Raw genomic sequence first — 26516 nt, 5'->3', positions numbered from 1 at the left:
TGTATCCCTCTTTTTAAACCTTAGTTATGTTGATGTTAGAAAGCAGATTGTCACCTTTATCGTTTTCTATACTTGAATAAATAAAAATAAAACCTCGTTTCAAAAATATTCAATAAGCCTTTTTTTGTGCTACTCTGAATCAATAAATTTATCGTTATTTAATGTCTAAACACCTGACAAAAGAAGGTGTACTAATAAAAATAAGGTGTTGTTATGAACGGAATGTTTGATCTTACTAATAAAGTTGCGATTGTGACTGGTTGTAATACAGGGTTAGGCCAAGGCATGGCATTGGCTCTTGCAGAAGCAGGAGCTGATATTGTTGGTGTAAATCGCAGAGCTCCTGATGAAACCATTGAATTGATCACGAAGACAGGTCGAAGGTTTCACAGTGTTATTACCGATATGAGTAAAGTGGATAGTGTGGACCTTGTTATCAAGGAGGCAACTGCAGCATTTGGTAAGGTCGATATTTTAGTTAATAACGCCGGTATTATTCGCCGGAATGACGCTATCGATTTTACTGAAAAAGATTGGGATGAAGTCATGGACGTTAATTTGAAAACCTTGTTCTTTATGTCCCAAGCCTTTGCGAAGCAAGTTATTAAGCAAGATACCCCAGGCAATATTATTAACATTGCTTCTATGTTGTCTTATCAAGGTGGTATTCGTGTATCCTCTTATACATCGTCAAAAAGTGGAGTGTTAGGATTAACCAAAGCCTTAGCAAACGAATGGGCGCAACAGGGTATTAACGTCAATGCAATCGCTCCAGGTTACATGGAAACTAATAATACGGAAGCGTTACGAGCTGATGAAAATAGATCCAATGAAATACTAGGGCGTATTCCAGCAGGGCGTTGGGGAACGCCAAATGATATGGCTGGTCCTATTGTCTTTCTTGCCTCTGACGCATCTCGTTATGTGCATGGTTATACTATTGCCGTTGATGGCGGTTGGTTAGCGCGTTAGTTTTTGAATTAGGCTATTTGGAAGTACAAAACAAAAAAAGCGCCGGAAGGCGCTTTTTTTGGAACTGAGAAGAAATACTCAGTTGTTACTGAACAATCTCTGGTCCCATGATGCTGTACGGCAACGCAGTAGAAAGCGCTGGAATGTACGTCACCAATACTAAGAACACCATCAATACAGCAACGAAAGGCATAGCGGCTTTTACAACGCGCGCTAAGCTCATTCCGGTAATGCCGGATGTTACAAATAGGTTCAGACCAATTGGCGGTGTAATCATACCGATTTCCATGTTCACTACCATGATGATACCAAGGTGAATTGGATCGATACCCAATTGCATCGCGATAGGGAAAACAACCGGTGCGACGATAACCAATAGGCCAGATGGCTCCATGAACTGTCCACCAATCAATAACAAGACATTGACTGCGATTAGGAAGGTAAACCAGTTGAAACCAACATCTAGCATCCACTCTGTGATCATTTGTGGAATACGTTCTGCAGAAAGTGTGTGAGCAAACAATAAAGCGTTAGCGATGATGAACATCAACATAACGGTTGTTTTTGTACCTTCTAGCATTACTTTTCGAGACTCTTCACCAAATAAAGAAGGGAAGAAGCCGCGCAGCATCATAGACAAGTTACGGCCCCAAATAGGCATGCCTGCAAATAAGCAAGATCCGATGGATTCTTCTAACTTACTAGAGCGTTTGAAGACATAAAAAATCGCCAGCATTGCAGACATGATCACGCCCCAAATAGCACGGTCTCCACCAGTGATGGTCTCGCTGTCTGCCCAAACAAAGAAAGACATAATCTCCCAAACAAGGAAGAAAGAAACACCGTAAACCATGCCGTTAAAACCAACACGAGCATGTGGTGCGTCGTCATCGTTTGTCCATGTTTTGCCTTTTAAAGGCCCCATATCACGGTAAACAAACAAGGCGATAAACATAGAGTAGACAGCTGCAACAACTGCTGCTTCTGTTGGGGTAAACACACCACCGTAAATACCACCCATGATGATAACTACAAGGAACAAACCCCAGCCAGCTTCTTTACCGCCACGGATTAGATGGCCAAAACCTTTCCATTCTTCCGAAGGAAGATTCTTGATACGAGCAACAACATAGATAGCCAGCATCAGCATACCGCCAGCCATCAAACCAGGGATAACACCTGCTAAGAACATACGACCAACAGAAACATCAACGGATGCCGCGTAAACCACCATAACGATAGAAGGCGGAATCAAAATGCCCAAAGTGCCCGCATTGGCAATGATGCCTGCTGCAAATTCTTTTGAATAACCCACTTGAGTCATACCTGCAATCGCGATTGTACCGATGGCAACTACGGTTGCTGGCGATGAACCAGACAAGGCAGCGAACATCATACATGCTAATACAGAAGCCATTGCTAAGCCGCCTCTGAAGTGACCAACACTGGCAATAGCAAAGTTAATTAAACGTTTTGCCACTCCACCGGTCGACATATAAGACGACGCAATGATGAAGAACGGAATCGCCAATAAGGTGTAATGTTGACCTGCACCAAATAATGAAATAGCGACAGACGACAAAGAGTCGTGAGAGAAAAAAGTAATAAACAAAATGGACGATAAGCCCAAAGAAATACCAACCGGCAAGCCAATAAATAGCAGGATTAGTACAGATGAAAATAGAATAATAGATTCCACGATTAAGCTCCCGCGTTAGTCTTTCAAGACGTTTTTGTTTTCTTCGACAAGATCTTGAGCTTCATGCCCACTGATCAACATGTCACGTTTTCCACGAGCAATATCGATAAACGCTTGCAAAGAACGGTAAGAAAGCAGAGCCAAACTGATTGGCAAAATAACAAGCACTAACCAGCGGTGTAGGCGAGGGCGTAAATCAAACATTTCCTGGAAGAAAACAGGGTAACGAAGCTCTTCTGACCCTAGACCGATTTTGAACATTTTCAGCCAGTACTCGATCGCACCACCTCTAACGTCTACGCCCAACATAGCCAACCAAGTAGAGTCGAGTAAGATCAAACCGTACAACATGGCCGCGGCAGCGCCGATTAAAGATAAAGCTTTAGAAATACGTTTAGGAACTGCATTTAGAACAATATCAACACCAAGGTGAAGGCCAGTTTTTATACCGTAGCTCATACCCAATAGAATTAACCATGAGAAGGCAACAGTATTGAATTCGAGTGCCGCATCCCAACCTGTATTAAAGCCATAACGAGCAACAACTTGCCCAAATGAAACAGCCATAATGGAAGAAATAACGATGATTAGTAGATTTTCTTCTGCCCGTTCCATGACTTTTGGAAAGCGTTTTTCCAGTGCCCAAAGGACAATAATAAATACTAATAAATAAAGATGTGGCCAATGTGCCATGGGGTCGTCTCCTGAAAGAAATGGACCTTAATAAATTCAAACGCAGTATGAGGGATACATTGTGTATTCGAAGGGAATGATCAAAAAGTACACGGTGAATCACAAAAGCTGACTCAGTTTAAAACTGAGTCAGCTAACTGCAATATAAAAATTGATTAAGCGCCAGCAGCAGCTTTAATCAAATCTTTACCAATGTCTTTTTCAAACTGTTTCCAAACAGGACTCATTGTATCTACCCACTCTTGACGCTGAGCTGGAGTCAATGTGTTGATCTTGCCGCCTGCTTTTAGAATGTTTGCACGGTTTGCTGCTTCAGCCGCTTTAACATTCAAGTTTGCTGCTTGTGTTACTTCGTCTGCAATTTGAAGGAATTGCTTACGTTCAGCAGTTGAAAGACTGTTTAGGAAGTCAGAAGACGTCATGAACAAGTAAGCCAATAGCTGGTGGTTTGTTTCAGTTGTGCTGTCTTGTACTTCGTAGAATTTTTTAGTGTAGATGTTTGACCAAGTATTTTCTTGACCATCTACAACGCCAGTTTGTAATGCGCCATATACTTCAGAGAAGGCCATTGCTTGTGGTGAAGCGCCCATTGCTGAAATCATTTGCTTTGAAACGTCAGATGTTTGCACACGGAATTTCAAGCCTTTAGCATCGTCAGGAACGATAAGTGCTTTGCCAGCAGAGAAGTATTTCATGCCTGACATCCAGTAACCTAGACCAACGAAACCAGCATATTCATCCATTGCTAACAAAAGATCTTTGCCTTCTTTTGTTTTTGTGAAACGGATAGCGTGGTCCATGTCTTTAAAGATGAAAGGTAGATCGAACACACCGTATTTAGGCGTATATGAACCAAACTTAGAAAGTGATGGTGCAAGTAGTTGAACATCACCTAATAGAAGTGCTTCAAGCTCTTTAGAGTCACCAAATAGTGTTGAGTTTGGGTAAACCTCTACACATAACTTACCGTTCATTTCTTTGTTTACGCGTTCTGCCAAGCTGTTAGCCGCAACTACTTTAGGGTGTGTAGTACCGCCAGTTACGTGACTGAATTTAACAACACGTTCACCTGGATCACAGTTAGCGATAGCAGTGCCTGCTGTAAGAGCAAGTGCTAGAGAAGTTAGAGTAAGGCTGATTTTTTTCATTGTTATATGACTCCAAAAAGCTGAATTATTATTGTGTGCCCGCTATCTCATTAATGAAAAGCTCACGAAAGAAGAACTGATCAGAAATAAGTTTAGTCTAAAATAGACCGAGCAAAACGAGTATTGCTAGAGTCATAGTCTTTACACAATTTATGCCAACTGTTTGTTTTTTAGTTAAGTGATTGATTTATATTGGTATAAATATATCGGTATGTTTTATTGATGGTTTTATAAATCAAAAATAGGGGGGATTACGCACATGGTTTATTTCAGTATGGGTGGATTTCCACCCATATATTTCTGTAATAGTAATCTCGTATCGAGATTATTCGTCGAAGCTTTGTATTAGAGATATGTTTTCAACAACATTTTGAAAGTCTGATGCATTGCCTTCTTTCCTGAGAGTTTAGCCTGTATACGAGAGCTTTCAGTGTCTCGCCCTAGTGCTGCTTCCATGATAAGCCTATGTGAGGCTTCTTTCTGGTGTAATTTACCTTGCAGAGCAATAGATACTACAGTTTTTAGAAAAACAGCCCTAATCGAATCAAATGGCCTGTGATGGTCAACAAATAAGGCTATGTCGTGTTTATCTTGTAATGAAAGCTGAACGAGATTTGGTAAAGAGTTTGTGTTGTTTTTATTGCTGCCCAAGAGTTGTAGCACCAATTCAATAGAAAAGTCTGAATACTGAAGCAATAAATTGAGCGTGAGTTGTTCGACAAATCGCTGATGCCATTCTTTTGATAGATCAGAGGCTTCTTTTGTCATGGCTTTAACCATCATTAGTGAATAGCTTCCGCTAGCTTGATCTTTTGCGGTGCCAAGACGGACTGGCAAGTAATTATTTTTTAACCAAAACGCCACCACATCTGGCGTTGCGGCAAAGCTACTACAAAGGAAGTCACACTTTCCTGTCGCCGCTTTTTCTATATGGTTAAGTAATTGGCTTGCATAGCCTTTATTTTGTTCTCCAGATTTAGTCGCAATACGACTAATACGCCAATAGCGGTATTGCCCTGCTGTTTCAATGCCTTCATGGGCGAGTAATGACTGAGGTACTAGGTGACCGCGAGGCCTGCGTTTGCCTTGCATGACTTCATCATTTAATGTTTTAGGCAATTCACCTTCTTTAGTAATTACAGCAACACTGTTGAGTATATTTCCTTGTAAAGATAAAAAAGTAGATACAGAGGGATCGTCTAATATCCAACGCAGGTTATCTGGTGAGGTTTGATAATGGGCACTGACTAATAGTTGAAATGTACTGGCTAATAGCTCTGTATTTTCCAACCATTCCTTGCCTGTGATGTGCTGATATTCAAAAGAGGCTGAAGAATGACTTGAAGCCATAGCTTGATCTGTAACACCTAAAAAGAAACTATCGTTGATCCAGTTCTCGAGTGGGTCATTTCCCCCCATCGGATAGGCTGCTGTAATGTAAGCTGTTCTAGAGACGTACAGTGTTGTTCTAAATAGCGACAGAAGCGTATGCCGAAACCTTTTCCCGCGCCTTCATAACCATAATCTGTGGTACTGAAAACACATTGGTCAGCTTTCTGAGTTAAAGCTATAAGCAAAGGTACAGGAATCATAGATGCCTCATCGACAAACAAATAATCCCAATGGGTGTTATTCGCGAGTAATGCGTCAGGAGCGAAAAAAGGTAAGTTTTGATTTGGTTGAGCAACCTGTTCAAAGCGAGACTTTAGGGTCGTAATAGCTTCTTGATTGGGCGCTATGATGGCAACACGTTTCCCGTTTAATTGCAGCTTGGCAATGCTGTCGCCAAGTACAGTGGATTTTCCTCGGCCGCGAGGGGCAATAAGAACGTAAGATTCAGACTGATGGTTTAGTAAACAAGATTGTACATAGAACTGTTCTTCGGTTAATGGCGCACTCTGATCAAGAGGAGCAAGCGTAGGTAAAGCTTGAAGTGTTTTTCGATCAAGTAATTTAAATGGCGAGAGTTGGTTTTCTAGATGCTTTAAGAAAAAGTGTTTAAAGCTAGAATCAATTTGCTCCGGTGTATAAGGCCAGGGTAAATAACGGGCAAGGTCTTGATCCGCAAGAGACAGCCAACCGTCTTCAGGCAAGGCAATCGCAAAAAGACCATTGCCGCGAACCGTGCCTGATAATATCGCTACAGCACTAGCTGAAATACCTTGGCTTAAGTCGACCAAAACGGCATCGTGAGTGCTGCCAAGTTCTTGACGAACCTGTTTGAAAGTGAGAGTGGTAAAAGGCTTTGATTTACTTAGGAAATCGTCATAAGCGCTGACATCGTAGGCGCAAACTAGTGGTGTAGAAAGGTGTTTGCTCATCTGCAAAAAATCCGACAAAACCTCATTGGTCGAGCCTTTTAATAAAAAACAATGGCGATGGTTGTCAGATGAATGCATAAAGTCTCCCTTTGATCCTAGTATCATACTGAGATCAAAGAGCCTCGCCAATTTTTAATACACCTTACTTCAGTTAAAAAAGCAGATAAAAAAGTAGACAAAAAAAGCACTCAAAAAAATGAGTGCTTTGAATGGTTTAAAGGGGGATACCTAAAATCAGAGGTTAACCAATAACAAACAAATCCATGAAGCGATTCACTGGCGTTTTCTCTAGAGTTTTTTGATCTTTACATAGGGTGAAAATGGTTTTGCATTGATGATTTGGGAAGCGTGTTGCCAAGTTGTTTTTGAATTTCTGTTCAAGCAATGGAATGCCTTCTACGCGACGACGACGATGGCCAACAGGATATTCAACGGCAACTTCTTCTGTGCTAGTACCATCCTTAAAGAAAACTTGAATGGCGTTAGCAATAGAGCGTTTGTCTGCTTCCAAATATTCTGCTGTAAAGCGCTTATCTTCGGTGATTTCCATCTTATTGCGTAGTTCATCAATAATCGGATTCGCCGCATGAAAGTCGTCTTCATAGTGTTCAGCAACCAAGTTACCAAATGCCAAGGGGACAGCCGCCATATACTGCAAGCAATGGTCACGGTCAGCCGCGTTTGCCAATGGACCAGATTTGGAAATGATACGAATCGCAGATTCATGAGTGCGTATGACAATTTTATCAATTTCTGCTAAACGATCTTTTACCTGAGGATGCAGGATAACCGCAGCTTCTGCTGCCGTTTGAGCGTGGAACTCAGCAGGGAAAGAAATCTTAAACAAGATGTTTTCCATCACATAAGTGCCGTAATCCTGAGGGAAAGAAAACTGACGTTGCGCATCGGGTTTAATGGCTTGGTCTTTGTTGGTTTTCGAGAAAGACACATCGTAGAAACCCCATTGCGGTGCGGTTAATACGCTAGGAATACCCATTTCTCCACGCATTGACATATCAGCCAAACGTACCGCTCGTGATGTGGCATCGCCTGCCGCCCATGATTTACGAGACCCTGCATTGGGCGCATGGCGATAAGTTCTTAAGGCTGAACCGTCCACCCAAGCCTGAGAAACCGCCGCCATGATTTGCTCTCTGTCGCCGCCCATCATTTTAGTGACCACAGCCACAGACGCGACGCGAACTAATAAAACATGACATAAACCAACGCGGTTGAACGAGTTCTCCAAAGCAATAACACCTTGGATTTCGTGAGCCATGATCATTCCTTCTAACACTTCACGCATGGTGAGAGGTGCTTCGCCATTAGATAAACGAACCTGAGAAAGGTGATCAGCAACCGCCAGAATACCACCAAGATTGTCAGATGGGTGACCCCATTCTGCAGCAAGCCAAGTGTCGTTGTAGTCTAACCAGCGAATAATACAGCCAATATCCCACGCCGCTTTTACTGGATCAAGAGACAAAGACGTACCCGGAACACGTGCGCCATTAGGTACAACTGTGCCTTGGACAATTGGCCCTAAATGTTTAGTACATTCTGGAAAGCGTAGGGCGAGCAGGCCACAACCGAGTGTATCCATTAAACAGTTACGGGCTGTGTCTAGGGCTTCTTGGCTTTCGACTTTAAAGTTAATCACATAGTCAGCGATGTCTTGAATAACTTGATCGTAATCTGGGCGATTATTTACATCTACATTAGCGCTCATTCTCAGTGTCCTTTAGATAAAAATTCAAATAATAAAATTAGAGTTATGGTCGTTCGTTTATCTTCTATGGTCGTTGATCTAGAGCAACCCAATCTGCATGATCTGGACCGATATAATCCGCACTAGGGCGAATGATTCGATTGTTGGCTCTTTGCTCCATAACATGAGCAGCCCAACCTGTGACGCGGGCACAAACGAAAATTGGTGTGAATAACTTGGTCGGAATTCCCATAAAACGATAGGCGCTGGCATGGAAGAAATCGGCGTTACAGAAGAGTTTTTTCTCACGCCACATGACGGCTTCACAACGTTCAGATACAGCATATAAATGATCGTCGCCAGCTTCTTCACTGAGCTTCTTAGACCATTGTTTGATGATCTCATTACGAGGATCGGATTCACTGTAAATTGCATGACCGAAGCCCATGACCGTTTCTTTGTTGGCAAGTTTTCTCAGTAATTCTGCTTCGGCTTGGTCTGGTGTTAACCAAGGCTCTATCATCTCCATTGCTGCTTCGTTGGCACCCCCATGCAGTGGCCCGCGTAAACTACCAATACCGCCAGTGACACAGGAGTACATGTCAGACATGGTGGAAGCGCAAACGCGGGCGGTAAAGGTTGATGCATTGAATTCATGCTCGGCATACAAAATTAAAGAAGTATTCATAACTTGCGTATGTAACTTACTTGGTTCTACATCATGGAGCATGGTCAAGAAGTGTCCTGCCAAAGACGGTATATGAGCATTCAATGTATCGACACGAACACCATCATGACTAAAGCGGTACCAATACAAAACAATGGCGGGCAGGGTGGCGACCAAACGATCGGCGGCTTGGTGTTGTTGATCTAGTGTCGTTTCAGGCTCTAAATTGCCTAAAAAAGAGCAACCAGTGCGCATGACATCCATAGGATGAGCGTCTTTTGGAATCAGCTCTAAGGCTTTTTTTAAGGTTTCTGGCAATGATCGTAATCCCATGAGTTTTTCTTCATAGGCGGCAAGCTGCGTACGATTTGGTAAAGTGCCATACAGGAGTAAATATGCCACTTCTTCGAAGCTTGCTTTACTGGCTAATACATCGATGCCATAACCTCGATAAGTTAACCCTGACGCGGCTTTGCCAACAGTACAAAGGGCGGTTTCACCTGCGCTTTGGCCTCTTAAACCTGCGCCTGATAATATTTTAGTCATTTCATCTCTCCATTCTTATTTTTTGTTGAGAAATCAGCTGAGCTTGTTTTGCTTTCGTTTTTGCTGTTACTTCTTAATTATTTTTCCCTGACTCTTTTTTATCAGAGAAAAGCGCGTCCAGTTTGTCTTCATAGACGTGATAATTTAGGAATTCGTAAAGCTCGTTACGGGTTTGCATTGACTCGACAACGTCACGCTGGTGACCATCATTTAGTAAATGTTGATACACATTTAATGCGGCTTTGTTCATAGCGCGGAATGCACTCAATGGATAAAGCACGAGATCAACGCCAACGCTGGCCAATTCTTCTTTACTAAATAAAGGTGTCGCACCGAATTCAGTTATGTTTGCCAGCACAGGCACATTGACGGCCGCAACAAATTCTTTGTATTGATCTAGAGTGATCATGGCTTCAGGGAAAATCATGTCTGCGCCGGCTTCGACGCAAGCAATGGCGCGTTCAATCGCCGATTCCATACCTTCAACGGCCAAAGCATCGGTACGTGCCATGATGACAAAGTTATCGTCTACGCGAGCATCTACGCAGGCTTTAACTCGGTCGACCATTTCACCTTGACTGACGATGGCTTTATTTGGGCGGTGACCGCAGCGTTTTTGTTGCACTTGGTCTTCAATATGAACCGCCGCCGCACCCGCTTTTTCCATTTGTTGAATGCTTCTAGCGATGTTAAATGCCCCGCCAAACCCAGTATCAATATCAACTAATAGAGGTAAGCTGGATGCAGAAGTAATGCGGCGTACGTCTTCTAGCACATCGTGAAGGTCTGTCATGCCAAGGTCTGGTAAACCATAGGAGGCATTGGCTACGCCACCGCCAGATAAATAAAGAGCATGATGTCCGGTTTGTTCAGCCATCATGGCGCAATAAGCATTGACCGCACCAACAACTTGTAATGGTGATTGTGTTGCCACGGCTTGTCTAAAACGAGCACCTGCAGAATGTGTTGTCATGGTTTTTCTCTCTTTTATTTATTTTAATAGCGTTTATTTTAATAGCGTTTATTTTAATCAGAGTCGGTTTATGTCTTTTAGGGCGAGACCAAAGCAATTTGCTCCATGGCTTGCTGTAACAAATAACTTGCGCGGCTAATATGGCGACGCATTAGTAATTCAGCTAAATCACCTTCGTGATTCGCTATCGCATCTAAAATTGCCCTGTGTTCCCGTAATGCTTGGCGAGGGTCACTACGTTGATCTGCTGTATGACGACGGTACATGCGAATAACGGCGTACAATTCTTCCGTGAGCAGGCGGATCAGCTTAGCGTTACCGCTGGCGTGAATGATGCGTAAGTGAAAGTCATCGTTACCGCCCTGTTGTAGATAACGTTCGTCTTGGTTGTCATCAAGATAGGCTTGATGCTTATCGAGCAAATCATACAAACTGTTAACTTCTTCGGTTTGCATCATTGTTGCAGCTAATCTTGCTGCCATACCTTCTAATGCTTCACGCATAGCAAAAGAATCGAGCATGTCTTGAGTGTTAAGCTGAATCACTCGTGCACCCACATTGGCGGTGCGAGTAACCAGTCCTAAACCTTCTAATTTGACGATGGCTTCACGCAGCGGACCACGAGACACACCATATTGTTTGGCAAGTTCTGGTTCAGAGATCTTACTGCCTTGTGGAATATGGCCTTGCACAATAGCGTTAGTAAGTTGCTGTGCGAGGTCTTCGGATAGGGTGGCAGACTTAATGGAAATAAGATTACTCATAAAATAGTAAAACACTTCATTGTTGACAATGTTGTTAGTTATAGCTTTGTTTTTAGGCTTTATCAAGATAGATTGTCGACAATATGTTTATATTTTCATTATTCTTTAGTCTTATAGGTTACCTCGATTACCTTTCCCGCACGGATTAACAGCGTGTTTATTAAAAGGTTTTTCATATTTATTCGATAGGACCCCTCAAAAACTGATAAAGTCATACAAATCACTCAAATAGTACTTTTATCAAGGGTCGACAATTTATGTGGTTAACACTATCGAGTTATAAGCTCTGTGTTGTTAACGATTATTTTAGATGGTTGGTTATGACGTTTAGATAAAAGCTGAAATAAGGGAAGTCATGAAAAAAATTAAAAACGAAGCAGCCCTAAGTAAAAAAGCCATTCAAGTTGGTGAAAATTATGCATTGAAACGAGGTTACGCTGGCTTTTCTGCAACTATGTCTGCCAATGAAAAAGCGGAAGCCATTTATCGTTTATTAGTCTTAGACAAATTGGTTGTGGCGTTACCTGCGGACAAAGAAGATTTGCCGAGTATGAAGCACAAACTTGCCTTATGGATTCAGAAAGTTTTGCCGAAAGACGATCCATTATTGAAGTAGTTATTTGCTTTAAAACAAAGGCATAAGCATACAAAAAAATCACAACAGGTTTTGAAATACGACAACAGTCAAAAAAGCCTTAACAACAATGTAAATAGAAAGGAAAAACCGATGGATAATAAAGCTCTTGCGATAGAAGCTGTGAATCTTGTCAAGCCAGCCATTGAACAATTGTTTACTAAAACATGCCGTGCAGAATTGCATATCGTGATTATGAATCCACATTTAAAACCATGGGAAGCTTCTTTTGATGATGCCATTTTGTATGAGTGTACATTTGGTACGCCAGAAAATTGGCAAGTTCCTTTTGATGAATTGGCTCGAAATAAAACGGCACAAGCATGGCGTAATTCGGTGGCTAATATTAACCACCATACGATGCATCCTTCGTCATTACGTGAAGGCGATGTGTTGTTTTATGGCTCTTTCGTATACGGCGATATCGTCGTGGGTTGTAGCGGTGTTGAACCTTGGTTCGATATGTTGGTTAGTGGTTGGGTGGCGTTGGCTTTTGAACAACTGTGCATTAGTGACTATCAAGCGACAAAAGCAGAAGACCCAACACGACGTTTTAAAGCCTAGTCCTCTTTCTCTAATACTTCTCAAAAATAACCAAGCAATCACCAGTCGATTGCTTGGTTGTTCCAATCTAGAAATGCAGCCTTATTGTTCATTTCTGCTTTATCTAAAATACCCAGAAGTTGAGACGCGACAAAGTCAGGCGTAAATAATTTGCCTTCTGGTACAGAACGCTGGAAAGGTTTGGATAACGGTGTGTCTGTTGTGCCAGGATGAAAAGCGATTAACTTTACGTTTTTAGCTCTTCTGGCGTATTCAATAGCGCTGTTTTGAATCAGCATATTCAAGGCTGCTTTTGATGCTCTATAACTGTACCAACCGCCTGATGTATTATCTGAAATACTGCCGACACGAGCACTCAATAAAGCCACCTGAGTGTCTTGACCACCTTTTAAAATAGACACCAACTTACTCAACCAAAGCATTGGAACTACTGTGTTGGCGTGAAAAACAGCTTCTAATTGCGCTGTATTAATATCCTCAAGTTTTTTCTCTGGCATCATTGTTTCATTATGCAAAAGGCCGTTACATATTAAAACTTTGGTAATGTTCACTGAATAGGATGAGAGCTGTTGGCACACAGCTGCAATATTAGATTCGCTATTATCACAGACTAACCAGTGTACTTTATTCGTTATCGATTGATCGCTCTCTTGCCCAACATCTGCAGGTAAAGAACGACTGACAGCAAACACACCAAGGCAATCTTGGTTGTGTTCGAATTGGTGAATAGCTGCTTGAGCAATTGTACTGCTGGCACCAATGATTAGAGCGTAAAAAGAAGACATATTAAAGATCCTTTTGACATGATGTGCAGCGTGGTTTACCGCTCGGTTTGCCTGTAATAAAAGACGAAATGGAATGGCGATAGTGAGCGAAGAAAAGATAACCAAAGTCAGCGATAATACGAATCACAGGCCAGCGAAGAATTTGCATCCACTTATGTTTACCAACCAGTTTCCATGCTAAGCAAGTGACATCCAAGCCTTTGATGATTTCGCCATTTTGTAATTGACCATGAAGTATTTTATCGGCTTGGTCTGGATTGATATAAGGAAAACGTTCTTTAAAATCGCTCTGGTGAATGTCTTCTAGTATGAGTTGCTTTTGGCTATCTAAGTGTCGTAACTGATTCATTTCAGCTGCGCAAAGTGGACAATGGCCATCGTAGAAAATTGTTAGCATGATCGTCACTCTTCGGTATGTGATATAGGGTTTTGTATTTTATATAGGGTACAGATACGCAAAAGAAGGGGAGTTAGATCACCTTTATATCATGGTGATTGAATTTCAGTATTTGTTTTATTGATGTGGATATAAAACAAGTAAGTGCAATACACAAACCACAATAGTAACGATAAAGCGCAGATTTAAATAACGAGTATTAACGGATTTACTGTGTTTTAGAGCTCTTGCTTCTACCCAAAAAGTGCTGATGAAGCCAAGTAACAACAAACCAATGGACAACACTGGCACGTCGATCAGTAATGAGAACCAGGCACCAATCGCAAGGAAGTTGCTTGAGATAAGTACATAGCGGCTCAATGCGTCAATATTTTTATGAATGAATTGCCCCCACAAGGTGCCACCCATGAAACTTAAAATAATGGCACTGTAGGTGATGAATAAATTAAGCCCTGATTTTTCAAAAAATACTTGGTTTGACCAACTTAAATAGGTCGCGAACACAAAAGGAATAATACCGAGAGCAGCCAGTATCATAGTGAGAAAAGAAGCAGAAGTTCGCATGTTAAAGTGCCTATTTAAAAAATCGAATGTGCAAATAAGGTGTATGAAAAAGAGTTTTATATGAATAGCACGACGAATGCCAGTTATATGGGCTATTCCTCATATTTTTTACATTCCTTTACTCTATCCACTCAATACGAATCGCCATTGAGGGAAATACAGGCAAAGAGTACAATGTACGGCTATAACAATTGCTTGAACGTAAAACCACTTGGTTTTGTGTCTTTATTTAATGAATTTTGCTTAAGGTGTGTTTAGAAATGCCAGCTAAAACAATGGATGAACTCGTCTCCCTATGTAAACGTCGTGGATTTATTTTCCAAGGCAGTGAAATCTACGGTGGTATGCAAGGTGCTTACGATTACGGTCCGCTAGGCGTTGAATTAAAAAACAACATCAAAGCCGCATGGTGGCGTTCGATGGTTTACGAACGTGACGACGTAGAAGGTTTGGATGCTGCCATCATTCAGAACAAAAACGTTTATAAATATTCTGGTCATGAAGATACCTTCACTGACCCAATGGTAGATTGCCACGAATGTAAATCTCGTCTACGTGCCGACCACATGAAAGACATCAAAGTCTGCGACAACTGTGGTTCAACCAATGTGACTGAGCCTCGTGACTTCAATCTGATGTTCAAAACCAACGTTGGCCCAATGGTGGATGAAGAGTCTTACACTTACCTTCGTCCAGAAACGGCTCAAGGTATTTTTACCAACTTTAAAAACGTCGTCGATTCTACGTCTCGTGCTTTGCCTTTCGGTATTGCGCAAATTGGTAAATCTTTCCGTAACGAAATCACACCACGTAACTTCATTTTCCGTGTTCGTGAATTCGAACAAATGGAACTGGAATTTTTCTGTAAGCCAGGCGAAGACGAAAAGTGGCATGACTTCTGGGTTAACACGCGCAAACAGTGGTGGTTGGATCAGGGTCTAGCAGAAGAAAACATTCAATTTGAATATGTAACCGGTGATGACCTTTCTCATTACTCAAAATCGACTGTGGATATCTTGTACAAGTTTCCACATGGTTTTGAGGAATTAGAAGGCGTTGCTAACCGTACGGATTACGACTTGGGTTCTCACACCAAAGCACAAGACGAATTTGGTATCACAGCAAAAGTGAAAAAGAACGAACACTCTACGGCGAAATTAGCCATTCGTGATCTTGAAGCGAATAAGTGGGAAGTACCTTTCTGTATCGAACCTTCTGCTGGTCTTGATCGTGGTTTGCTTGCGATCATGACAGAAGCCTACACAGAAGAAGAACTTGAAAATGGTTCGACTCGTACTGTGCTTAAATTCAAGCCACATCTAGCGCCGATCAAAGTCGCTATCATGCCGCTGAAAAAGAACAAACCTGAAATCGTTGCCCTAGCAAAAGAGCTTAAAAACAAGCTTCAAAAACTGGGTCTAGGTCGTATTCTTTATGAAAACACAGGTAACGTAGGTAAAGGCTACCGTCGTCATGACGAAGTCGGTACACCAATCTGTGTGACAGTCGATTTCGATTCGATTGAACAAGAAGGCGCACCAGTGACGGTTCGTGACCGTGACACAATGGAACAGATCGTTGTCAACGCAGCGGACTTACCAGCTTATGTAGTGAACTACTTTATTAACCAAGATTAGTTTTTTGGATTAATAAAATAGAGATTAGAAATCCCTTTAAGATTAGAGTCTTAAAGGGATTTTTTTGTTTTCGGGGTTTAAGTTTGGTTGGATATGAGTGATTTTAGTTTCATTTAAAGGCTTTGAATGGGGAGCATTTTTAAGCTTTTTAATTCAAGAAAGGCTGGGCGAGTAACACCCATACACACTGGTTCGCAGTGCGTATTTTTCTATTTTATTTCCTCGTCTATAATCGCGCTTAAAAATTTCTGACTGTATGCGTTTATATGTACCGATAAGTGATGGATTTCGCCCTGTGCATCATCAGTATTATCATTAGAAAAAATTAATAATAAAACCTTAGTGAGAAGTGAGTCGATTAACTTTAAATGCTTAGTTAATCGAATATTTTTTTGAGATAAACTAATTAAAATTTTGACTTGAAGTTTTACTTGGTTGTGGAGCTCATACACTTCAATTTTATTTTTTTTGGTGAAGTCTGGATATTGATTTATTGCAATAGAGTTATCTGCTTGTATTTGTTCAGGTTTATACTCATATAACCTTTTGTGAAAGTATGATTCTAATATATTAGAAGTATTTATAAGGTTCTTGGAGGTATCAAGCATAAGATCTATGTGTTTGTTTTTTTTATTTTAGCTATCCATTCACTGCCCTTAATCCCACCAAAAATCAACAGACCAACAGTACCTAGTCCAGAAAGAAGAGAGCCAATCGCTGTGGTAATATCCCAAGCACTTTTCTCCGTTTCAAGTTGAGCTTTAAAGCTTACATTCCAATCAATGGCGAACCCCAAGCCATAGAGAATGCCGATAAGGAAAATAATATAAGGGATGATTTTTTCAGTTGATGAGAGTTTATTTTTCATGAGTTGAGAAGTCCTTATCTGTTGAGTAGGGTAATAGTCACTGATTACGGTGGTGTGCGCAATTTCAATATTTAGAGTTTGCCGTCACCATGACATCACAAGGTTTCTAGATGGTTTTTATAACCATTTTTTTTTATAATATTGATCAGAGCGAAATTAAATTTGATCTTTTTCATCTCTGCTCAGCCAACCCCTTTCCTCACTTTGTGTGAGTTTTGTATCTATGACGTTCAAAACTTTGCAATTTTCAAATTCTCAACCAGACTGAGTTCAGGCAGCTAATAAAAATTCTAAATAGCTGAATGTCGGGAGAATTCTATGAAACGTTTATTTTATAGCACAAATGATCTTGATGATGCCGAATTGATATCTGATGAGGTTCATAAGCAGGGTGTTGATGATCAGCACTTTTTTGTTTTGTCTCGTGATGATAAGGGGATTCTTTCCCATCATCTTCATGGCGGTAATAGCTTTGACAACACAAGTCTACTTGCCACGGGTAAACGCGCTGGTGTATTCGCTTTTTGTATATTGGCTCTGGTGGCTATTATAGGTATTGGGTTAGTCGATATAACGATGCAAAATTTATTGTGGCTGGCTCTGGTCTGTGGCGTTGCTTTCGCTGCGGCAAAAATGTTGGCTTCTATTGTTTGCGCATCTTTTGATTCCTATTTTAAAGATACTTTTGATCGGCACTTAGACAATGGTGAGGTGATTGTCATAATTGATGTTACGCACGATCAAAGTCCAAAAATCATGTCGCAATTAAAGCAGCATTCCGCTGTTAGTTTTATTGCCGAAAGTTCGAATATTGTGTCACCCATTCCTAATTGATTTTTTGTAAATCTCCCTCTAAAAAATATTTATTTAGAGGGAGGTTTGTTTTAATCAATAGTGTATTTATTATCAATTATTTTAATTCTTTGAGAGTGTCTTGTTGATAATTAGAAATTCCATTAACAATATCTAGTTTAAGATTTGTTGTATTTTTTAAGCTTATTAAGTTTTTATCATCATAATCATCTAAGATAGATAAACTGTCTTCAATGTTTGATTTGGCTAAATAAAAGTGTGGGTCAATAGCACCGATAGATATTTCATAACTTGCAAGTCTAAGAGTGTACAGTGCAAGATTTATGCGTGATTTTTTGTCTTCTTTGTTTTTGTAAGCATTGATGCCGCCATAAATGTCTTTTTTAATATGTATTTTATATCCAGTTAGTCCTACTAATTTATCTGTTGGCAGTTTTATGATTCCATCACTAACTAAAAACTCTTTACGCTGGTCAATGGCATGTTCGTATTGCTGAAATGCTTTATAGTGTGTTGATAGTATTGCTTTTGACATACTCGCTCTGTCATCTTCATTGATTTTATTACGAACACTTTCGTAGCGAGCGAGCTTACTTTCAGCGTCTTTTATATTAGAATCAAATAAGCCAGATATAATCGCTGTGGAACCCCAAATATAAGCATTATTATTGTCGTTTTTCGCAATATAAAGATCCATCAGATCCTGGGATATAGCACTTTTAAACTTCCGAGAGTTGTCTTTTGTAGTCGGTGCAAATGCTAATGTTGTAAAGGCATCGATCGCTTTATCTAACTGCTGGCTGTCACGGTACAGGACTGCCAAGTTACGTTGACTGAAGTTACTACCATTAGATAAAGCTTGTAAGTAAAGTTTTTCCGCTTTATCAAAGTCTTGTTCAACACCTCTTCCATGATGGTAAAGAATTCCTAAGTTATCTTGCGCACCTAGATGATTCTTTTCTACCGCCATTTCATAAAAATGAACAGATTCATCATATTTATTTTCCTTCTGATAAATAAGACCTAAATTAAAAGCTGCAGAAGCATCACCACTTTCTGCTGCTAAGCGGTAATATTTAATAGCCATGTCTTTATCTTTGGCTAGGTCTTTTGTGCCATAAAAATAGCTATCTGCTAGTAACAGTTGATTTTCTATGTCGCCCTCATCAGCTTTAGTCTGATATTTTTCTAATGTACTTTGAGAGGCACATGCGCCGAGTAAGGAGATGGCAAAGAGCAGAGATAATATATTTATAACACGTCGTATTTTGTGGCTTTCCATGTAAGTTGACATAAATATCCTATGAGTCAGTTTTTTTAGAGAGACTAGTATAAGAATAATTCGTGTCAGAGTGAAATAAAGTCTGTTTTACTTATTGAGCTAAGGTGAACAAGTTTATAAATTATTTTTGCTTTCTACATTTTTCCATTCTTCGAGTACCATTATATGAGCAGGTTCTATGCCGCAGCAGCCGCCGATTATGTTGGCGCCTGCGTTATACCATTGCTTAGCAAAGACAAGGTATTCTTTTGGCGTGAGATCGCGGGAACTCTGCGTCGTTAAATTGGCTTCATGACCCTGTGATATAGGTTTAAAACTGTTGGCATAAGCGCCTATATTGAGTGTTTTTGAATGCTTTTCTAATACGTTCTTAGTGTCTCGAATGGCTTTTTCCATGACTTCAGGAATGGAGCAGTTAAAGAAAATACCATCAATTCCTTCTACCAATGTCGCTTCTTTTAAGATCGCTTCTATGGCGTGGGTGACAGATTCTCCAGAACGTAATCTTGCCGTTGCTCCTAGTTCATCGCTTAGAGTAAAAGCGTAATAACAGGGTTTGGTTGAATCTTTTAAAACATGGGCAATGGCGCTGGCTTCTTCGATGCTGGCGATGGTTTCTGCGATCCATAGATCTACGTGTTCGTCTTGTGCTTTATACAGTGTCGTTAAAATGTCGAGCGCTTGATGCTTTTCGAATAAGTCTGGACGATAGGAGCCAAGCGGTGGCGGAAGCGAGCCTGCTACTTGTACGGTTTGAGTGGCTTTACTGGCAACGTCTTTGGCAATGATGGCAGCCTGTCGAGCGAGCGCTGCGCCTTGTTGTTGATAACGTGTTTCACCAAGATGAAAAGGCACACAAGCATAGCTGTTTACCGTGATGATCTCGGCACCCGCATCAATAAAATTCTGATGGGCTTGGGTGACATAATGAGGTGCTTCTAGTAAGGCTTGTGCACTCCATAGTGGTTGTGAAAAAGGGGCTCCAATACGTTTCAGCTCGCGGCCAATACCGCCATCTAATATGGTTAAATTTAGTCTGGTTAAATCGCTCATCACAGCCTTTCGTATGCTTAAATTCAGTTAAAGCTATTCAACCATAATGACAGCAGAAAGATAATGAAATTAGGTCATGATCAAGACAGTTCAGGTCATAATAGAATCTGTGAAGTAAAATTAGTTCATGACGCAAAATGCTCTAAAAAGCCGTTATGATGGTGTCGTAGAGTTTTGTTTCGAATATTTGTAGCTTTAAGCATCTAAAAAGGAGGAAAGCGTTTTGAGTGACGGTGATGTAAAACGACTCTCGCGGTTAGCGGCGATTACGACGCAATTACAAGCGAAATCCTTGGTGACGGCGACGGAGTTAGCGGCTCGTTTTTCGGTCGGTGTCAGGACGATTTATCGGGACATTCGAGCACTGGAAAGCTCGGGTATTCCGATTTATACGGAAGAAGGAAAAGGCTATCGCTTGGTAGAAGGTTATCGTTTGCCTCCGATTATGTTTACCGAAAGTGAGGCGAATGCCTTGGTGATGGTTGAGCAGTTGGTACTCAATAATAAAGATTCCTCGTTGGTAAAGGATTACTCAGATGCCATAGATAAAATTAAGTCGTCGCTCAATAGTGAACACAAGGCTAAAGCCAATCTTCTTTCTGAAAGAACTCAATTCAGTAAGATGAAGGAGCAGGAAAAAAACAGCGATCATTTATCGACGCTACAATACGCGCTAACAAACTTTCTTCTCATCGATATTGGTTATACGGATGAAGCGAATCGATTAACGCAAAGACGTATTGAACCCTTCGCTTTATTAAGTACGAGAAACAGCTGGATACTGGTTGCTTGGTGTCGTTTGCGAGAAGAGTTTAGAAATTTCCGTTTAGACAGAATACAAAGCCTCGATTTACTCTCCGAAAAATTCACTCCTCAAGACATGACGTTAGAAGATTATTTTCGTCAGTACGGTTAATTATCACCGTTATTATGAATGATTAGTTCGCTTACTAGATTTAATAGTCACCCCTGACATAGGGCTGTCACTAGGTCGTCATAGAATGTATTGAAACATTCATTCAAAAGCCTTTATTAAGAGGAGTACATTCTAATGCTAAAAGCAAAAGCTCAGTGTTTATGTGGTGCGGTGGTCATAATGGCCAATCAGATTAATCCTAAGTTTACCGTTTGCCATTGCGATTCTTGTCGTGGGTGGGGTGGTGCGCCTTTCTTTGCCGTGCAGTGTGGCTCTGATGTGGTGATTGAAGGCGAAGATAACATCAAAGAATATGATTCTTCAGCTTGGGCGACTCGGGGCTTTTGTTCAGAATGCGGCACGCATTTGTTTTATAAGCTTAAGGGAACGGGTGCTTATAACATGCCTGTAGGAATTTTCTCAGACCTTGATGGTATTGAAATGGACATGCAATATTTTAGTGATCAACGTCCTGATTATTATTGTTTTTCCAATGAAACGAAAGAAATGACCAAAGCAGAAATTATGACGTATTTTGCGTCTGCTGTGGATTCTGCTTCGAACTCTACGACGGATAAGGAATCTTAAAATGAAAATGAATTACTTCGTACTGGGCACAAATGATATGGCGGCCTCAGTTCATTTTTACGATGCCTTGTTTGAACAAACCGGCTTTATTCAAACGTTCGCAACAGAAAGAATGACCTATTGGCAAAATGATGAGATGGCCTTTGCTGTGGCTATTCCTTTTGATGAAGAGCTAGCTACGAATGGTAATGGCACCATGCTGGGGTTTGGTGTCGATTCCGTGGATGAGGTAAAACGCTTGCATAAAAAAGTGGTTGAATTAGGTGGGCGCTGTGAAGGTAAACCTAAATCACGAGGGCCGTTTTTCTCTGCCTACGTGAGAGACTTGGACAACAATAAGTTATGTTTTGGTAGTGCTTGTATATAGAGCTAATCTTGCGTTTCAATATTATTAGATATCATGCTAACAACCCGGTTGCGACCTTGGTGTTTACCTTTATAAAGAGTCGCATCCGCATCTCTAATCAGTTGTTCTGTTCCATTGATGTTTTGACCGTAAGCACTGGTTACACCTAGGGTTAAGGTTACAGGATCGGTATTTTTTGGCCCATAAGGAATATTCTGTTTCAGAATGATTTTTCGTAATTTTTCTGCAATTTCATTCGCTTCATCAATATTTGTATCAGGTAAAATCAGAATAAATTCTTCTCCGCCGAATCGTCCGACAACATCCTCTGGGCGTAAACCATGATCGCCGATTAATTTGGCTATATCCTTAAGACACTTATCTCCCGCTATGTGGCCGTTACTGTCATTATATAATTTAAAGAAATCGACGTCGGCCATGATAATAGACAGCCAGGTATTGGAAAGTTTTGCTTTATCTATCTCTTGTAAAAGTTTGGTTTCAATTCCTCGACGGTTTAGTACGCCTGTGAGGTAGTCAATATTCGATTGTTGTTCAAGTTGCGACAATAATGTTCGGGAGATTGAAGAGAAATGGGATACAACCCAGGTTGATACTAAACAAAGACATGTGAGTACAAGGTAACGACTCATCAAAAGTAATTCGGGGTCTACTGTGTTTTCAGGAACATATCCATAGACGTCAAGCATAAAGACGCCCACTAGAATTAAACAAACTATTCCAAAGGTAATCCATGCTGCGCGAGCACTAATAAGTAGCACAGTCATAATAGGAATCATTGGAGCGAGTAAAACTACTGATGCATCAATTCCTCCAGTATAGAAACTGGAGAAAGCCAGACCAAAGAGCGTAGTTACTATTAGTATCTTTGCTGCGAGATCTATTGATCCACCGCGTTTAATATAAAGCGCATTAAGAACCCCAACTGTTACAACAAAAAAAGCAGGAGTTGGAAGGTCACTTACCCCTAAAATCATAATTTTTATACTTGCTAAGCTAGCGATAAGACTCGTCAGGACGAGATTTGTAGTTTGAACTAAACCGCGTCGCCCTAGGGGCATTGAAGTAAAAACACTCAAAAGTTTTGTCCTTTAGTACAAATTACTTTTTATAGGATTGGCTAATGAAAAAGCCATCACAGCTTACATAAAAGCCTGTTTTCTATACGAAACTCATTCCAAGTGTTTTGTGTAGATAATCGTATTATTGCTAAATGTAGGTAACAAGTAAGATCAGTTAAATTCTTAAGTGATATGGTGATACACGCTATTAAAGTGGTGGAATTTAATAGTACTGAATTCCTAACTGATTAGTTTATATAGCTTATCACGCTAAATGGTTAGATGGTATTTTTAAGACATTTGAGATGATGCGGGTCAGTATAAAATTAATTTATCAAGCTAAATACATAAGAAACCGTTTTGATTAATATCATAACGGTATGTTGCCTCTTTGTTTTATGAGGTTACTCTATTTTTTTAGCAAGGAGGGAAGGTTATTAATGCTTTGCCTTCATTGTTAAATATAGCAGTGGATATTTGTTTTTCTTTGGTACTTATACTTATGGCTGCATTAGTGATTTCAGAGCCAGATACGCGAATATTACCAAGTTCACTTTTTACCAGAGTGTCATCCACATCAATGGTAAAACTGACAGAATCATTTTTTGCAATGTTTTCAATGTTTAATGAAAGTGTTGAATCTCCGTCTTTTACTTCACTTGCAGAAAGTAGTTTCAAATTACCTTTCTTCACTTCGAAGGGTTGGAAAACCTCAACGCCTGGGCCTGCTCCAGCAGTATCAAATATAAGACGACCAACACTGTTTGATAAATCGAGATTCACCATTAAATTTGCTAATGCACATTGGCTGGTATTGTTTAAAATGAACTGGTCTTTGGGGGCACTTTCTATAAATGAGACTTCAATATTTGCATGAGCAAGTTGTCCTGCAAGTAAAAATACAGAAGCTGAGATAGGCAAACGAGTATTGAGCATAATGCTTTTCCTTCGGTGTTAATTTATTGAACCATAGTTAAATTAACGTTAGAGAGGACTATGTGGATCACTTTTAAGGAAAAGGTAGAAAAATAATTACAGTTATTTTATTAAAAGCTAGTTCTGAAACTTAACAGGATTTTATTTCTATAGGAGGAACCTTGATAAAAATAGAAAAAATGACGTCACTGCATTTAGGTGATGTGATTACATTGAGTGTAGAAGGTGAACAGCTTCAATATGTGGAAACTATTGACAGTATTTTGACTAATGCGAATGCTCAGGTTCGACCTCATGTGATTCTTGTAGATGATCAAGTGGTTGGATTCTTCTTGATCGATACTGTCTATGGGAATGACCATAACTTTGCCAAATTAAATAGTCTTGGACTGAGAAGTTTTTTTATTGATCAAAAATATCAAGGTAAGGGTTATGGAAAGCAAGCATTGCAGGTTCTGCCTACCTACCTAATTGCGAATTACCCAAATCATTCTAATGTGTATTTAACTGTGAATTGCAAAAACAATCTTGCCAAAGAGTGTTATTTGAAAGGAGGATTTTATGACACTGAAGATTTTTATCATGGTGGGGAATCAGGGCCACAGCATATTATGCGTTTGGACTTAGAGCATATTTAGCTTTTTAATGAAGCATGAGCTTAAGAATAACAGCATTATTGATCAATAATGCTGTTCGTAGAGTAGTGTTCTTTGTAAAAGTCATTAATTTGTTGTACACATTCATCGTATTGGGAGGTGCCGCGGTTATAAACATCGCAATCATTTTTTGCTATATTTTGGGCCCATTCTGACGAAACTTTCCGCCAATTTTCTTTTACCTGTGTATTAGAACAAGCACTTAACATAATCATGAGCATAAGTAACAAGCTGTATTTTCTAAAAAAATAAAACCTCACTTTGATTACTCCCTTATTAGTTTGTCAACGCCTAGTTAAACGACAAAGCAACTACAAGCATAACCGGTAGCGTGACAATACAGAGAAAATTACTGAATAATACCATCGATGCGACTTTCTCAGGCTCTAAATCAAAACGCTCTGCAAACATATAATTTAGTACAGCAGGTGGGAACATGGTGAAGAGCAGCATCATTTGTAGATGCAGAGTTGATAAAGGAATAAAGAAATAAATTAATGTAAATGCGATGCTGCCGGTAAAAAGCGATAGCCCAGTGCAGAGTAAGCCTGTTTTTATGCCACTTAACTTTATGTTGCACATTTGAGCACCTAAAGATACAAGCATAATAGGGATTGCTGCTTGCCCAAGTAAAGAGGTCGCATTGTGTAATGGCTCCCAAACACCAATCCCCATTAGGTTTAAAGCTAATGCCAGTGCGGCAGCCAAAAAAATGGGCATACGGATAACTTGTAACAAAGGGTTGCCCTTGCTGATAAGTGCCAAGCCAATACTAAAGTGAAGACAAGACGATACGACAAATAATAATACTGCTGGAGCTACTGCTGTCTCACCAAATGAATAGGTGAATAGTGGGATGGCAAGGTTGCCGGCGTTGCGAAACATCTGTGGTGGCGCCCAGACTTTGTATTTAAGTTTGAATAAATAACAAATAGGTAGCATAAGTAACGCAGGAATAAGCACAGCAAGGAATACGGCGCTTAATAAGGGGGTTTGGCCGACATCAAGTGGCATAACAACAAGGGATGAAAAGGTCAATGCTGGTACAAATAGATCCATATTGACTCGGTTAATAGGTCGAAAGTCGGGTCTTATCCATAGTCCAACGCATAAGCCAGCAAATGCTAACCCTAATACTGGAAATAATATGCTGACAACCTGATTAAACATGCGTTTCCTTAAATTATTGCGGACGTGATTTTCATTAACTTAATAGTATTGTTTTTAGTCTCAATGCAACTTGATAGCACGAGTCTCAGTTTTGATATGGTGTGATGATTTACATAAGTTTTTTGAGAACAGAAATGCTCTTTCTTGCTGTGCTGGTATCATTTGTTACATAGGCTGAAGTAATAGCACCATCTTTCATAATGCAAATTGCATCGAGCAAAATTGCAGAGCTGTTTTTCATTGTTCGGGCAATTACTTGTCTTACTTGGTGTTTATGCTTTCTACAAAGAATAGATATACGATGGTTTGAGTTACTAAATTCGGCTGAGCTTTTAATGAAAAAACAACCGTGAAAATCTCCAAGCATAGGTTCTGAATTCAGAAACCAGCTTTCTAATCCAAGAAATAAGCGATTAACAACATCTTCGTTTGAAATGGATCCTTTGAGCTTATCTTCAAGCCAAGTAATAAAGTTATTATGCTTTTGTTCAAGTGCAGCGATGATTAGCTCTTCTTTGCTTTCGAAGTGATTATATAACGTTTTTTTGGCAACTCCTGATACCTGTAAAATTTCATTTATGCCAACAGTATTAATGCCCTTGTTATAAAAGAGCATTAAAGCAGTATCAATGAGTTGCTGTCGTTTCTTATTCATATTTACCTCTATTATTTGCATGTTGACAGAAGTAGACCATTTTGTCTATTTCTGATTTTAGGTGTGCGCGTCAACTGTT

General features: G+C 40.2%; 28 protein-coding genes. 9 read left to right on the top strand and 19 right to left on the bottom strand.

Annotated elements, in window-relative coordinates:
• The first annotated feature begins 213 nt into the window (after window positions 1–213).
• The gene (gene kduD / locus AC0L3Y_RS01635) at window positions 214–972 is read left to right on the top strand and encodes a 2-dehydro-3-deoxy-D-gluconate 5-dehydrogenase KduD (RefSeq protein ID WP_473467967.1); all 759 of its coding nucleotides are present in this window, start codon (window positions 214–216) and stop codon (window positions 970–972) included.
• A gap of 85 nt (window positions 973–1057) precedes the next feature.
• On the opposite strand, the gene AC0L3Y_RS01630 is transcribed toward kduD, so the two are convergent.
• The 9 genes from AC0L3Y_RS01630 to AC0L3Y_RS01590 form a co-directional block, all read right to left on the bottom strand.
• Entirely contained in the window at window positions 1058–2671 is a 1614-nt protein-coding gene (locus tag AC0L3Y_RS01630) for a TRAP transporter large permease (RefSeq protein WP_473467965.1), read from the bottom strand.
• A gap of 15 nt (window positions 2672–2686) precedes the next feature.
• Window positions 2687–3364 carry a TRAP transporter small permease gene (locus tag AC0L3Y_RS01625; protein WP_473467963.1) on the bottom strand — a complete coding sequence of 226 codons (678 nt, stop codon included), beginning with the start codon at window positions 3362–3364 and terminating at the stop codon, window positions 2687–2689.
• Window positions 3365–3519: 155 nt separating this feature from the next.
• On the bottom strand, window positions 3520–4512 hold the full coding sequence (locus AC0L3Y_RS01620) for a TRAP transporter substrate-binding protein (RefSeq protein ID WP_473467960.1): 993 nt from the start codon (window positions 4510–4512) through the stop codon (window positions 3520–3522).
• 345 nt (window positions 4513–4857) lie between these two features.
• The gene (locus tag AC0L3Y_RS01615; protein ID WP_473467957.1) at window positions 4858–5862 is read right to left on the bottom strand and encodes a GNAT family N-acetyltransferase; all 1005 of its coding nucleotides are present in this window, start codon (window positions 5860–5862) and stop codon (window positions 4858–4860) included.
• A 17-nt stretch (window positions 5863–5879) separates the two neighbouring features.
• Window positions 5880–6911, bottom strand: a complete 1032-nt coding sequence (locus tag AC0L3Y_RS01610) for a tRNA(Met) cytidine acetyltransferase TmcA domain-containing protein (protein WP_473467954.1) — start codon at window positions 6909–6911, stop codon at window positions 5880–5882.
• Between the two features lie 163 nt (window positions 6912–7074).
• Window positions 7075–8562: a 2-methylcitrate dehydratase gene (prpD, locus tag AC0L3Y_RS01605; RefSeq protein ID WP_473467952.1), complete on the bottom strand. Its 1488-nt coding sequence runs from the start codon at window positions 8560–8562 to the stop codon at window positions 7075–7077.
• A gap of 64 nt (window positions 8563–8626) precedes the next feature.
• Window positions 8627–9754 (bottom strand): bifunctional 2-methylcitrate synthase/citrate synthase, encoded by a 1128-nt coding sequence (prpC, locus tag AC0L3Y_RS01600; RefSeq protein WP_473467950.1) that lies wholly within the window; start codon window positions 9752–9754, stop codon window positions 8627–8629.
• A gap of 73 nt (window positions 9755–9827) precedes the next feature.
• Window positions 9828–10727 (bottom strand): methylisocitrate lyase, encoded by a 900-nt coding sequence (gene prpB / locus AC0L3Y_RS01595; RefSeq protein ID WP_473467946.1) that lies wholly within the window; start codon window positions 10725–10727, stop codon window positions 9828–9830.
• Window positions 10728–10804: 77 nt separating this feature from the next.
• The gene (locus AC0L3Y_RS01590; RefSeq protein ID WP_473467941.1) at window positions 10805–11491 is read right to left on the bottom strand and encodes a GntR family transcriptional regulator; all 687 of its coding nucleotides are present in this window, start codon (window positions 11489–11491) and stop codon (window positions 10805–10807) included.
• A gap of 355 nt (window positions 11492–11846) precedes the next feature.
• Here AC0L3Y_RS01590 and AC0L3Y_RS01585 point away from each other — a divergent pair, with 355 nt between their 5' ends.
• The gene (locus AC0L3Y_RS01585) at window positions 11847–12107 is read left to right on the top strand and encodes a DUF5062 family protein (protein WP_473467937.1); all 261 of its coding nucleotides are present in this window, start codon (window positions 11847–11849) and stop codon (window positions 12105–12107) included.
• Between the two features lie 111 nt (window positions 12108–12218).
• Window positions 12219–12689 carry a hypothetical protein gene (locus AC0L3Y_RS01580; protein ID WP_473467935.1) on the top strand — a complete coding sequence of 157 codons (471 nt, stop codon included), beginning with the start codon at window positions 12219–12221 and terminating at the stop codon, window positions 12687–12689.
• Window positions 12690–12727: 38 nt separating this feature from the next.
• Here AC0L3Y_RS01580 and AC0L3Y_RS01575 read toward each other — a convergent pair whose 3' ends face one another.
• The 3 genes from AC0L3Y_RS01575 to AC0L3Y_RS01565 form a co-directional block, all read right to left on the bottom strand.
• Complete coding sequence (locus AC0L3Y_RS01575; RefSeq protein WP_473467934.1) at window positions 12728–13474, bottom strand: SDR family NAD(P)-dependent oxidoreductase; 747 nt, start codon at window positions 13472–13474, stop codon at window positions 12728–12730.
• 1 nt (window position 13475) lies between these two features.
• Window positions 13476–13871 carry a thiol-disulfide oxidoreductase DCC family protein gene (locus AC0L3Y_RS01570; RefSeq protein ID WP_473467932.1) on the bottom strand — a complete coding sequence of 132 codons (396 nt, stop codon included), beginning with the start codon at window positions 13869–13871 and terminating at the stop codon, window positions 13476–13478.
• 117 nt (window positions 13872–13988) lie between these two features.
• The gene (locus tag AC0L3Y_RS01565) at window positions 13989–14435 is read right to left on the bottom strand and encodes a DUF3429 domain-containing protein (protein ID WP_473467930.1); all 447 of its coding nucleotides are present in this window, start codon (window positions 14433–14435) and stop codon (window positions 13989–13991) included.
• 260 nt (window positions 14436–14695) lie between these two features.
• On the opposite strand from AC0L3Y_RS01565, the gene AC0L3Y_RS01560 reads away from it, so the two are divergent.
• Window positions 14696–16072, top strand: a complete 1377-nt coding sequence (locus AC0L3Y_RS01560; protein WP_473467928.1) for a glycine--tRNA ligase — start codon at window positions 14696–14698, stop codon at window positions 16070–16072.
• Between the two features lie 613 nt (window positions 16073–16685).
• On the opposite strand, the gene AC0L3Y_RS01555 is transcribed toward AC0L3Y_RS01560, so the two are convergent.
• The gene (locus AC0L3Y_RS01555) at window positions 16686–16940 is read right to left on the bottom strand and encodes a hypothetical protein (RefSeq protein ID WP_473467926.1); all 255 of its coding nucleotides are present in this window, start codon (window positions 16938–16940) and stop codon (window positions 16686–16688) included.
• Window positions 16941–17258: 318 nt separating this feature from the next.
• On the opposite strand from AC0L3Y_RS01555, the gene AC0L3Y_RS01550 reads away from it, so the two are divergent.
• Window positions 17259–17774, top strand: a complete 516-nt coding sequence (locus tag AC0L3Y_RS01550; protein ID WP_473467924.1) for a hypothetical protein — start codon at window positions 17259–17261, stop codon at window positions 17772–17774.
• 76 nt (window positions 17775–17850) lie between these two features.
• Here the strand turns inward: AC0L3Y_RS01550 and AC0L3Y_RS01545 are convergent, their stop codons facing one another.
• A complete protein-coding gene (locus AC0L3Y_RS01545) occupies window positions 17851–19047 on the bottom strand; it encodes a tetratricopeptide repeat protein (RefSeq protein WP_473467922.1) in 1197 nt (398 codons plus the stop codon).
• A 102-nt stretch (window positions 19048–19149) separates the two neighbouring features.
• On the bottom strand, window positions 19150–20088 hold the full coding sequence (locus tag AC0L3Y_RS01540; RefSeq protein WP_473467920.1) for a homocysteine S-methyltransferase family protein: 939 nt from the start codon (window positions 20086–20088) through the stop codon (window positions 19150–19152).
• 223 nt (window positions 20089–20311) lie between these two features.
• Between AC0L3Y_RS01540 and AC0L3Y_RS01535 the strand changes: the two genes are divergently transcribed.
• The 3 genes from AC0L3Y_RS01535 to AC0L3Y_RS01525 all read left to right on the top strand — a co-directional run bounded on the left by AC0L3Y_RS01535 (window position 20312) and on the right by AC0L3Y_RS01525 (window position 21959).
• Complete coding sequence (locus AC0L3Y_RS01535) at window positions 20312–21004, top strand: helix-turn-helix transcriptional regulator (protein WP_473467916.1); 693 nt, start codon at window positions 20312–20314, stop codon at window positions 21002–21004.
• Window positions 21005–21139: 135 nt separating this feature from the next.
• Window positions 21140–21592: a GFA family protein gene (locus AC0L3Y_RS01530; RefSeq protein ID WP_473467913.1), complete on the top strand. Its 453-nt coding sequence runs from the start codon at window positions 21140–21142 to the stop codon at window positions 21590–21592.
• 1 nt (window position 21593) lies between these two features.
• The gene (locus AC0L3Y_RS01525; protein WP_473467909.1) at window positions 21594–21959 is read left to right on the top strand and encodes a VOC family protein; all 366 of its coding nucleotides are present in this window, start codon (window positions 21594–21596) and stop codon (window positions 21957–21959) included.
• A 2-nt stretch (window positions 21960–21961) separates the two neighbouring features.
• Here AC0L3Y_RS01525 and AC0L3Y_RS01520 read toward each other — a convergent pair whose 3' ends face one another.
• Both AC0L3Y_RS01520 and AC0L3Y_RS01515 read right to left on the bottom strand, forming a co-directional pair.
• The gene (locus AC0L3Y_RS01520) at window positions 21962–23038 is read right to left on the bottom strand and encodes a GGDEF domain-containing protein (RefSeq protein ID WP_473467906.1); all 1077 of its coding nucleotides are present in this window, start codon (window positions 23036–23038) and stop codon (window positions 21962–21964) included.
• Between the two features lie 399 nt (window positions 23039–23437).
• Entirely contained in the window at window positions 23438–23956 is a 519-nt protein-coding gene (locus tag AC0L3Y_RS01515) for a hypothetical protein (protein WP_473467904.1), read from the bottom strand.
• A gap of 161 nt (window positions 23957–24117) precedes the next feature.
• Between AC0L3Y_RS01515 and AC0L3Y_RS01510 the strand changes: the two genes are divergently transcribed.
• The gene (locus AC0L3Y_RS01510; RefSeq protein WP_473467902.1) at window positions 24118–24594 is read left to right on the top strand and encodes a GNAT family N-acetyltransferase; all 477 of its coding nucleotides are present in this window, start codon (window positions 24118–24120) and stop codon (window positions 24592–24594) included.
• A gap of 309 nt (window positions 24595–24903) precedes the next feature.
• Here AC0L3Y_RS01510 and AC0L3Y_RS01505 read toward each other — a convergent pair whose 3' ends face one another.
• Together AC0L3Y_RS01505 and AC0L3Y_RS01500 are read right to left on the bottom strand one after the other, a co-directional pair.
• Window positions 24904–25782: an AEC family transporter gene (locus AC0L3Y_RS01505; RefSeq protein WP_473467900.1), complete on the bottom strand. Its 879-nt coding sequence runs from the start codon at window positions 25780–25782 to the stop codon at window positions 24904–24906.
• 109 nt (window positions 25783–25891) lie between these two features.
• Window positions 25892–26437, bottom strand: a complete 546-nt coding sequence (locus AC0L3Y_RS01500; protein ID WP_473467898.1) for a TetR/AcrR family transcriptional regulator — start codon at window positions 26435–26437, stop codon at window positions 25892–25894.
• Window positions 26438–26516 lie beyond the last annotated feature (79 nt).

The organism is Marinomonas sp. GJ51-14 (genome assembly GCF_055808695.1).
This window is presented reverse-complemented; position numbering and strand designations above follow the sequence as displayed.

What these genes read in the sequence shown, in the direction of transcription:
- kduD (WP_473467967.1), top strand. Translation starts at nt 214, where the DNA reads ATGAACGGAATGTTTGATCTTACTAATAAAGTTGCGATTGTGACTGGT.
- AC0L3Y_RS01625 (WP_473467963.1), bottom strand. Translation starts at nt 3,364, where the DNA reads ATGGCACATTGGCCACATCTTTATTTATTAGTATTTATTATTGTCCTT.
- AC0L3Y_RS01620 (WP_473467960.1), bottom strand. Translation starts at nt 4,512, where the DNA reads ATGAAAAAAATCAGCCTTACTCTAACTTCTCTAGCACTTGCTCTTACA.
- AC0L3Y_RS01615 (WP_473467957.1), bottom strand. Translation starts at nt 5,862, where the DNA reads ATGGCTTCAAGTCATTCTTCAGCCTCTTTTGAATATCAGCACATCACA.
- AC0L3Y_RS01610 (WP_473467954.1), bottom strand. Translation starts at nt 6,911, where the DNA reads ATGCATTCATCTGACAACCATCGCCATTGTTTTTTATTAAAAGGCTCG.
- prpD (WP_473467952.1), bottom strand. Translation starts at nt 8,562, where the DNA reads ATGAGCGCTAATGTAGATGTAAATAATCGCCCAGATTACGATCAAGTT.
- prpC (WP_473467950.1), bottom strand. Translation starts at nt 9,754, where the DNA reads ATGACTAAAATATTATCAGGCGCAGGTTTAAGAGGCCAAAGCGCAGGT.
- prpB (WP_473467946.1), bottom strand. Translation starts at nt 10,727, where the DNA reads ATGACAACACATTCTGCAGGTGCTCGTTTTAGACAAGCCGTGGCAACA.
- AC0L3Y_RS01590 (WP_473467941.1), bottom strand. Translation starts at nt 11,491, where the DNA reads ATGAGTAATCTTATTTCCATTAAGTCTGCCACCCTATCCGAAGACCTC.
- AC0L3Y_RS01585 (WP_473467937.1), top strand. Translation starts at nt 11,847, where the DNA reads ATGAAAAAAATTAAAAACGAAGCAGCCCTAAGTAAAAAAGCCATTCAA.
- AC0L3Y_RS01580 (WP_473467935.1), top strand. Translation starts at nt 12,219, where the DNA reads ATGGATAATAAAGCTCTTGCGATAGAAGCTGTGAATCTTGTCAAGCCA.
- AC0L3Y_RS01575 (WP_473467934.1), bottom strand. Translation starts at nt 13,474, where the DNA reads ATGTCTTCTTTTTACGCTCTAATCATTGGTGCCAGCAGTACAATTGCT.
- AC0L3Y_RS01570 (WP_473467932.1), bottom strand. Translation starts at nt 13,871, where the DNA reads ATGCTAACAATTTTCTACGATGGCCATTGTCCACTTTGCGCAGCTGAA.
- AC0L3Y_RS01565 (WP_473467930.1), bottom strand. Translation starts at nt 14,435, where the DNA reads ATGCGAACTTCTGCTTCTTTTCTCACTATGATACTGGCTGCTCTCGGT.
- AC0L3Y_RS01560 (WP_473467928.1), top strand. Translation starts at nt 14,696, where the DNA reads ATGCCAGCTAAAACAATGGATGAACTCGTCTCCCTATGTAAACGTCGT.
- AC0L3Y_RS01555 (WP_473467926.1), bottom strand. Translation starts at nt 16,940, where the DNA reads ATGAAAAATAAACTCTCATCAACTGAAAAAATCATCCCTTATATTATT.
- AC0L3Y_RS01550 (WP_473467924.1), top strand. Translation starts at nt 17,259, where the DNA reads ATGAAACGTTTATTTTATAGCACAAATGATCTTGATGATGCCGAATTG.
- AC0L3Y_RS01545 (WP_473467922.1), bottom strand. Translation starts at nt 19,047, where the DNA reads ATGTCAACTTACATGGAAAGCCACAAAATACGACGTGTTATAAATATA.
- AC0L3Y_RS01540 (WP_473467920.1), bottom strand. Translation starts at nt 20,088, where the DNA reads ATGAGCGATTTAACCAGACTAAATTTAACCATATTAGATGGCGGTATT.
- AC0L3Y_RS01530 (WP_473467913.1), top strand. Translation starts at nt 21,140, where the DNA reads ATGCTAAAAGCAAAAGCTCAGTGTTTATGTGGTGCGGTGGTCATAATG.
- AC0L3Y_RS01525 (WP_473467909.1), top strand. Translation starts at nt 21,594, where the DNA reads ATGAAAATGAATTACTTCGTACTGGGCACAAATGATATGGCGGCCTCA.
- AC0L3Y_RS01515 (WP_473467904.1), bottom strand. Translation starts at nt 23,956, where the DNA reads ATGCTCAATACTCGTTTGCCTATCTCAGCTTCTGTATTTTTACTTGCA.
- AC0L3Y_RS01505 (WP_473467900.1), bottom strand. Translation starts at nt 25,782, where the DNA reads ATGTTTAATCAGGTTGTCAGCATATTATTTCCAGTATTAGGGTTAGCA.
- AC0L3Y_RS01500 (WP_473467898.1), bottom strand. Translation starts at nt 26,437, where the DNA reads ATGAATAAGAAACGACAGCAACTCATTGATACTGCTTTAATGCTCTTT.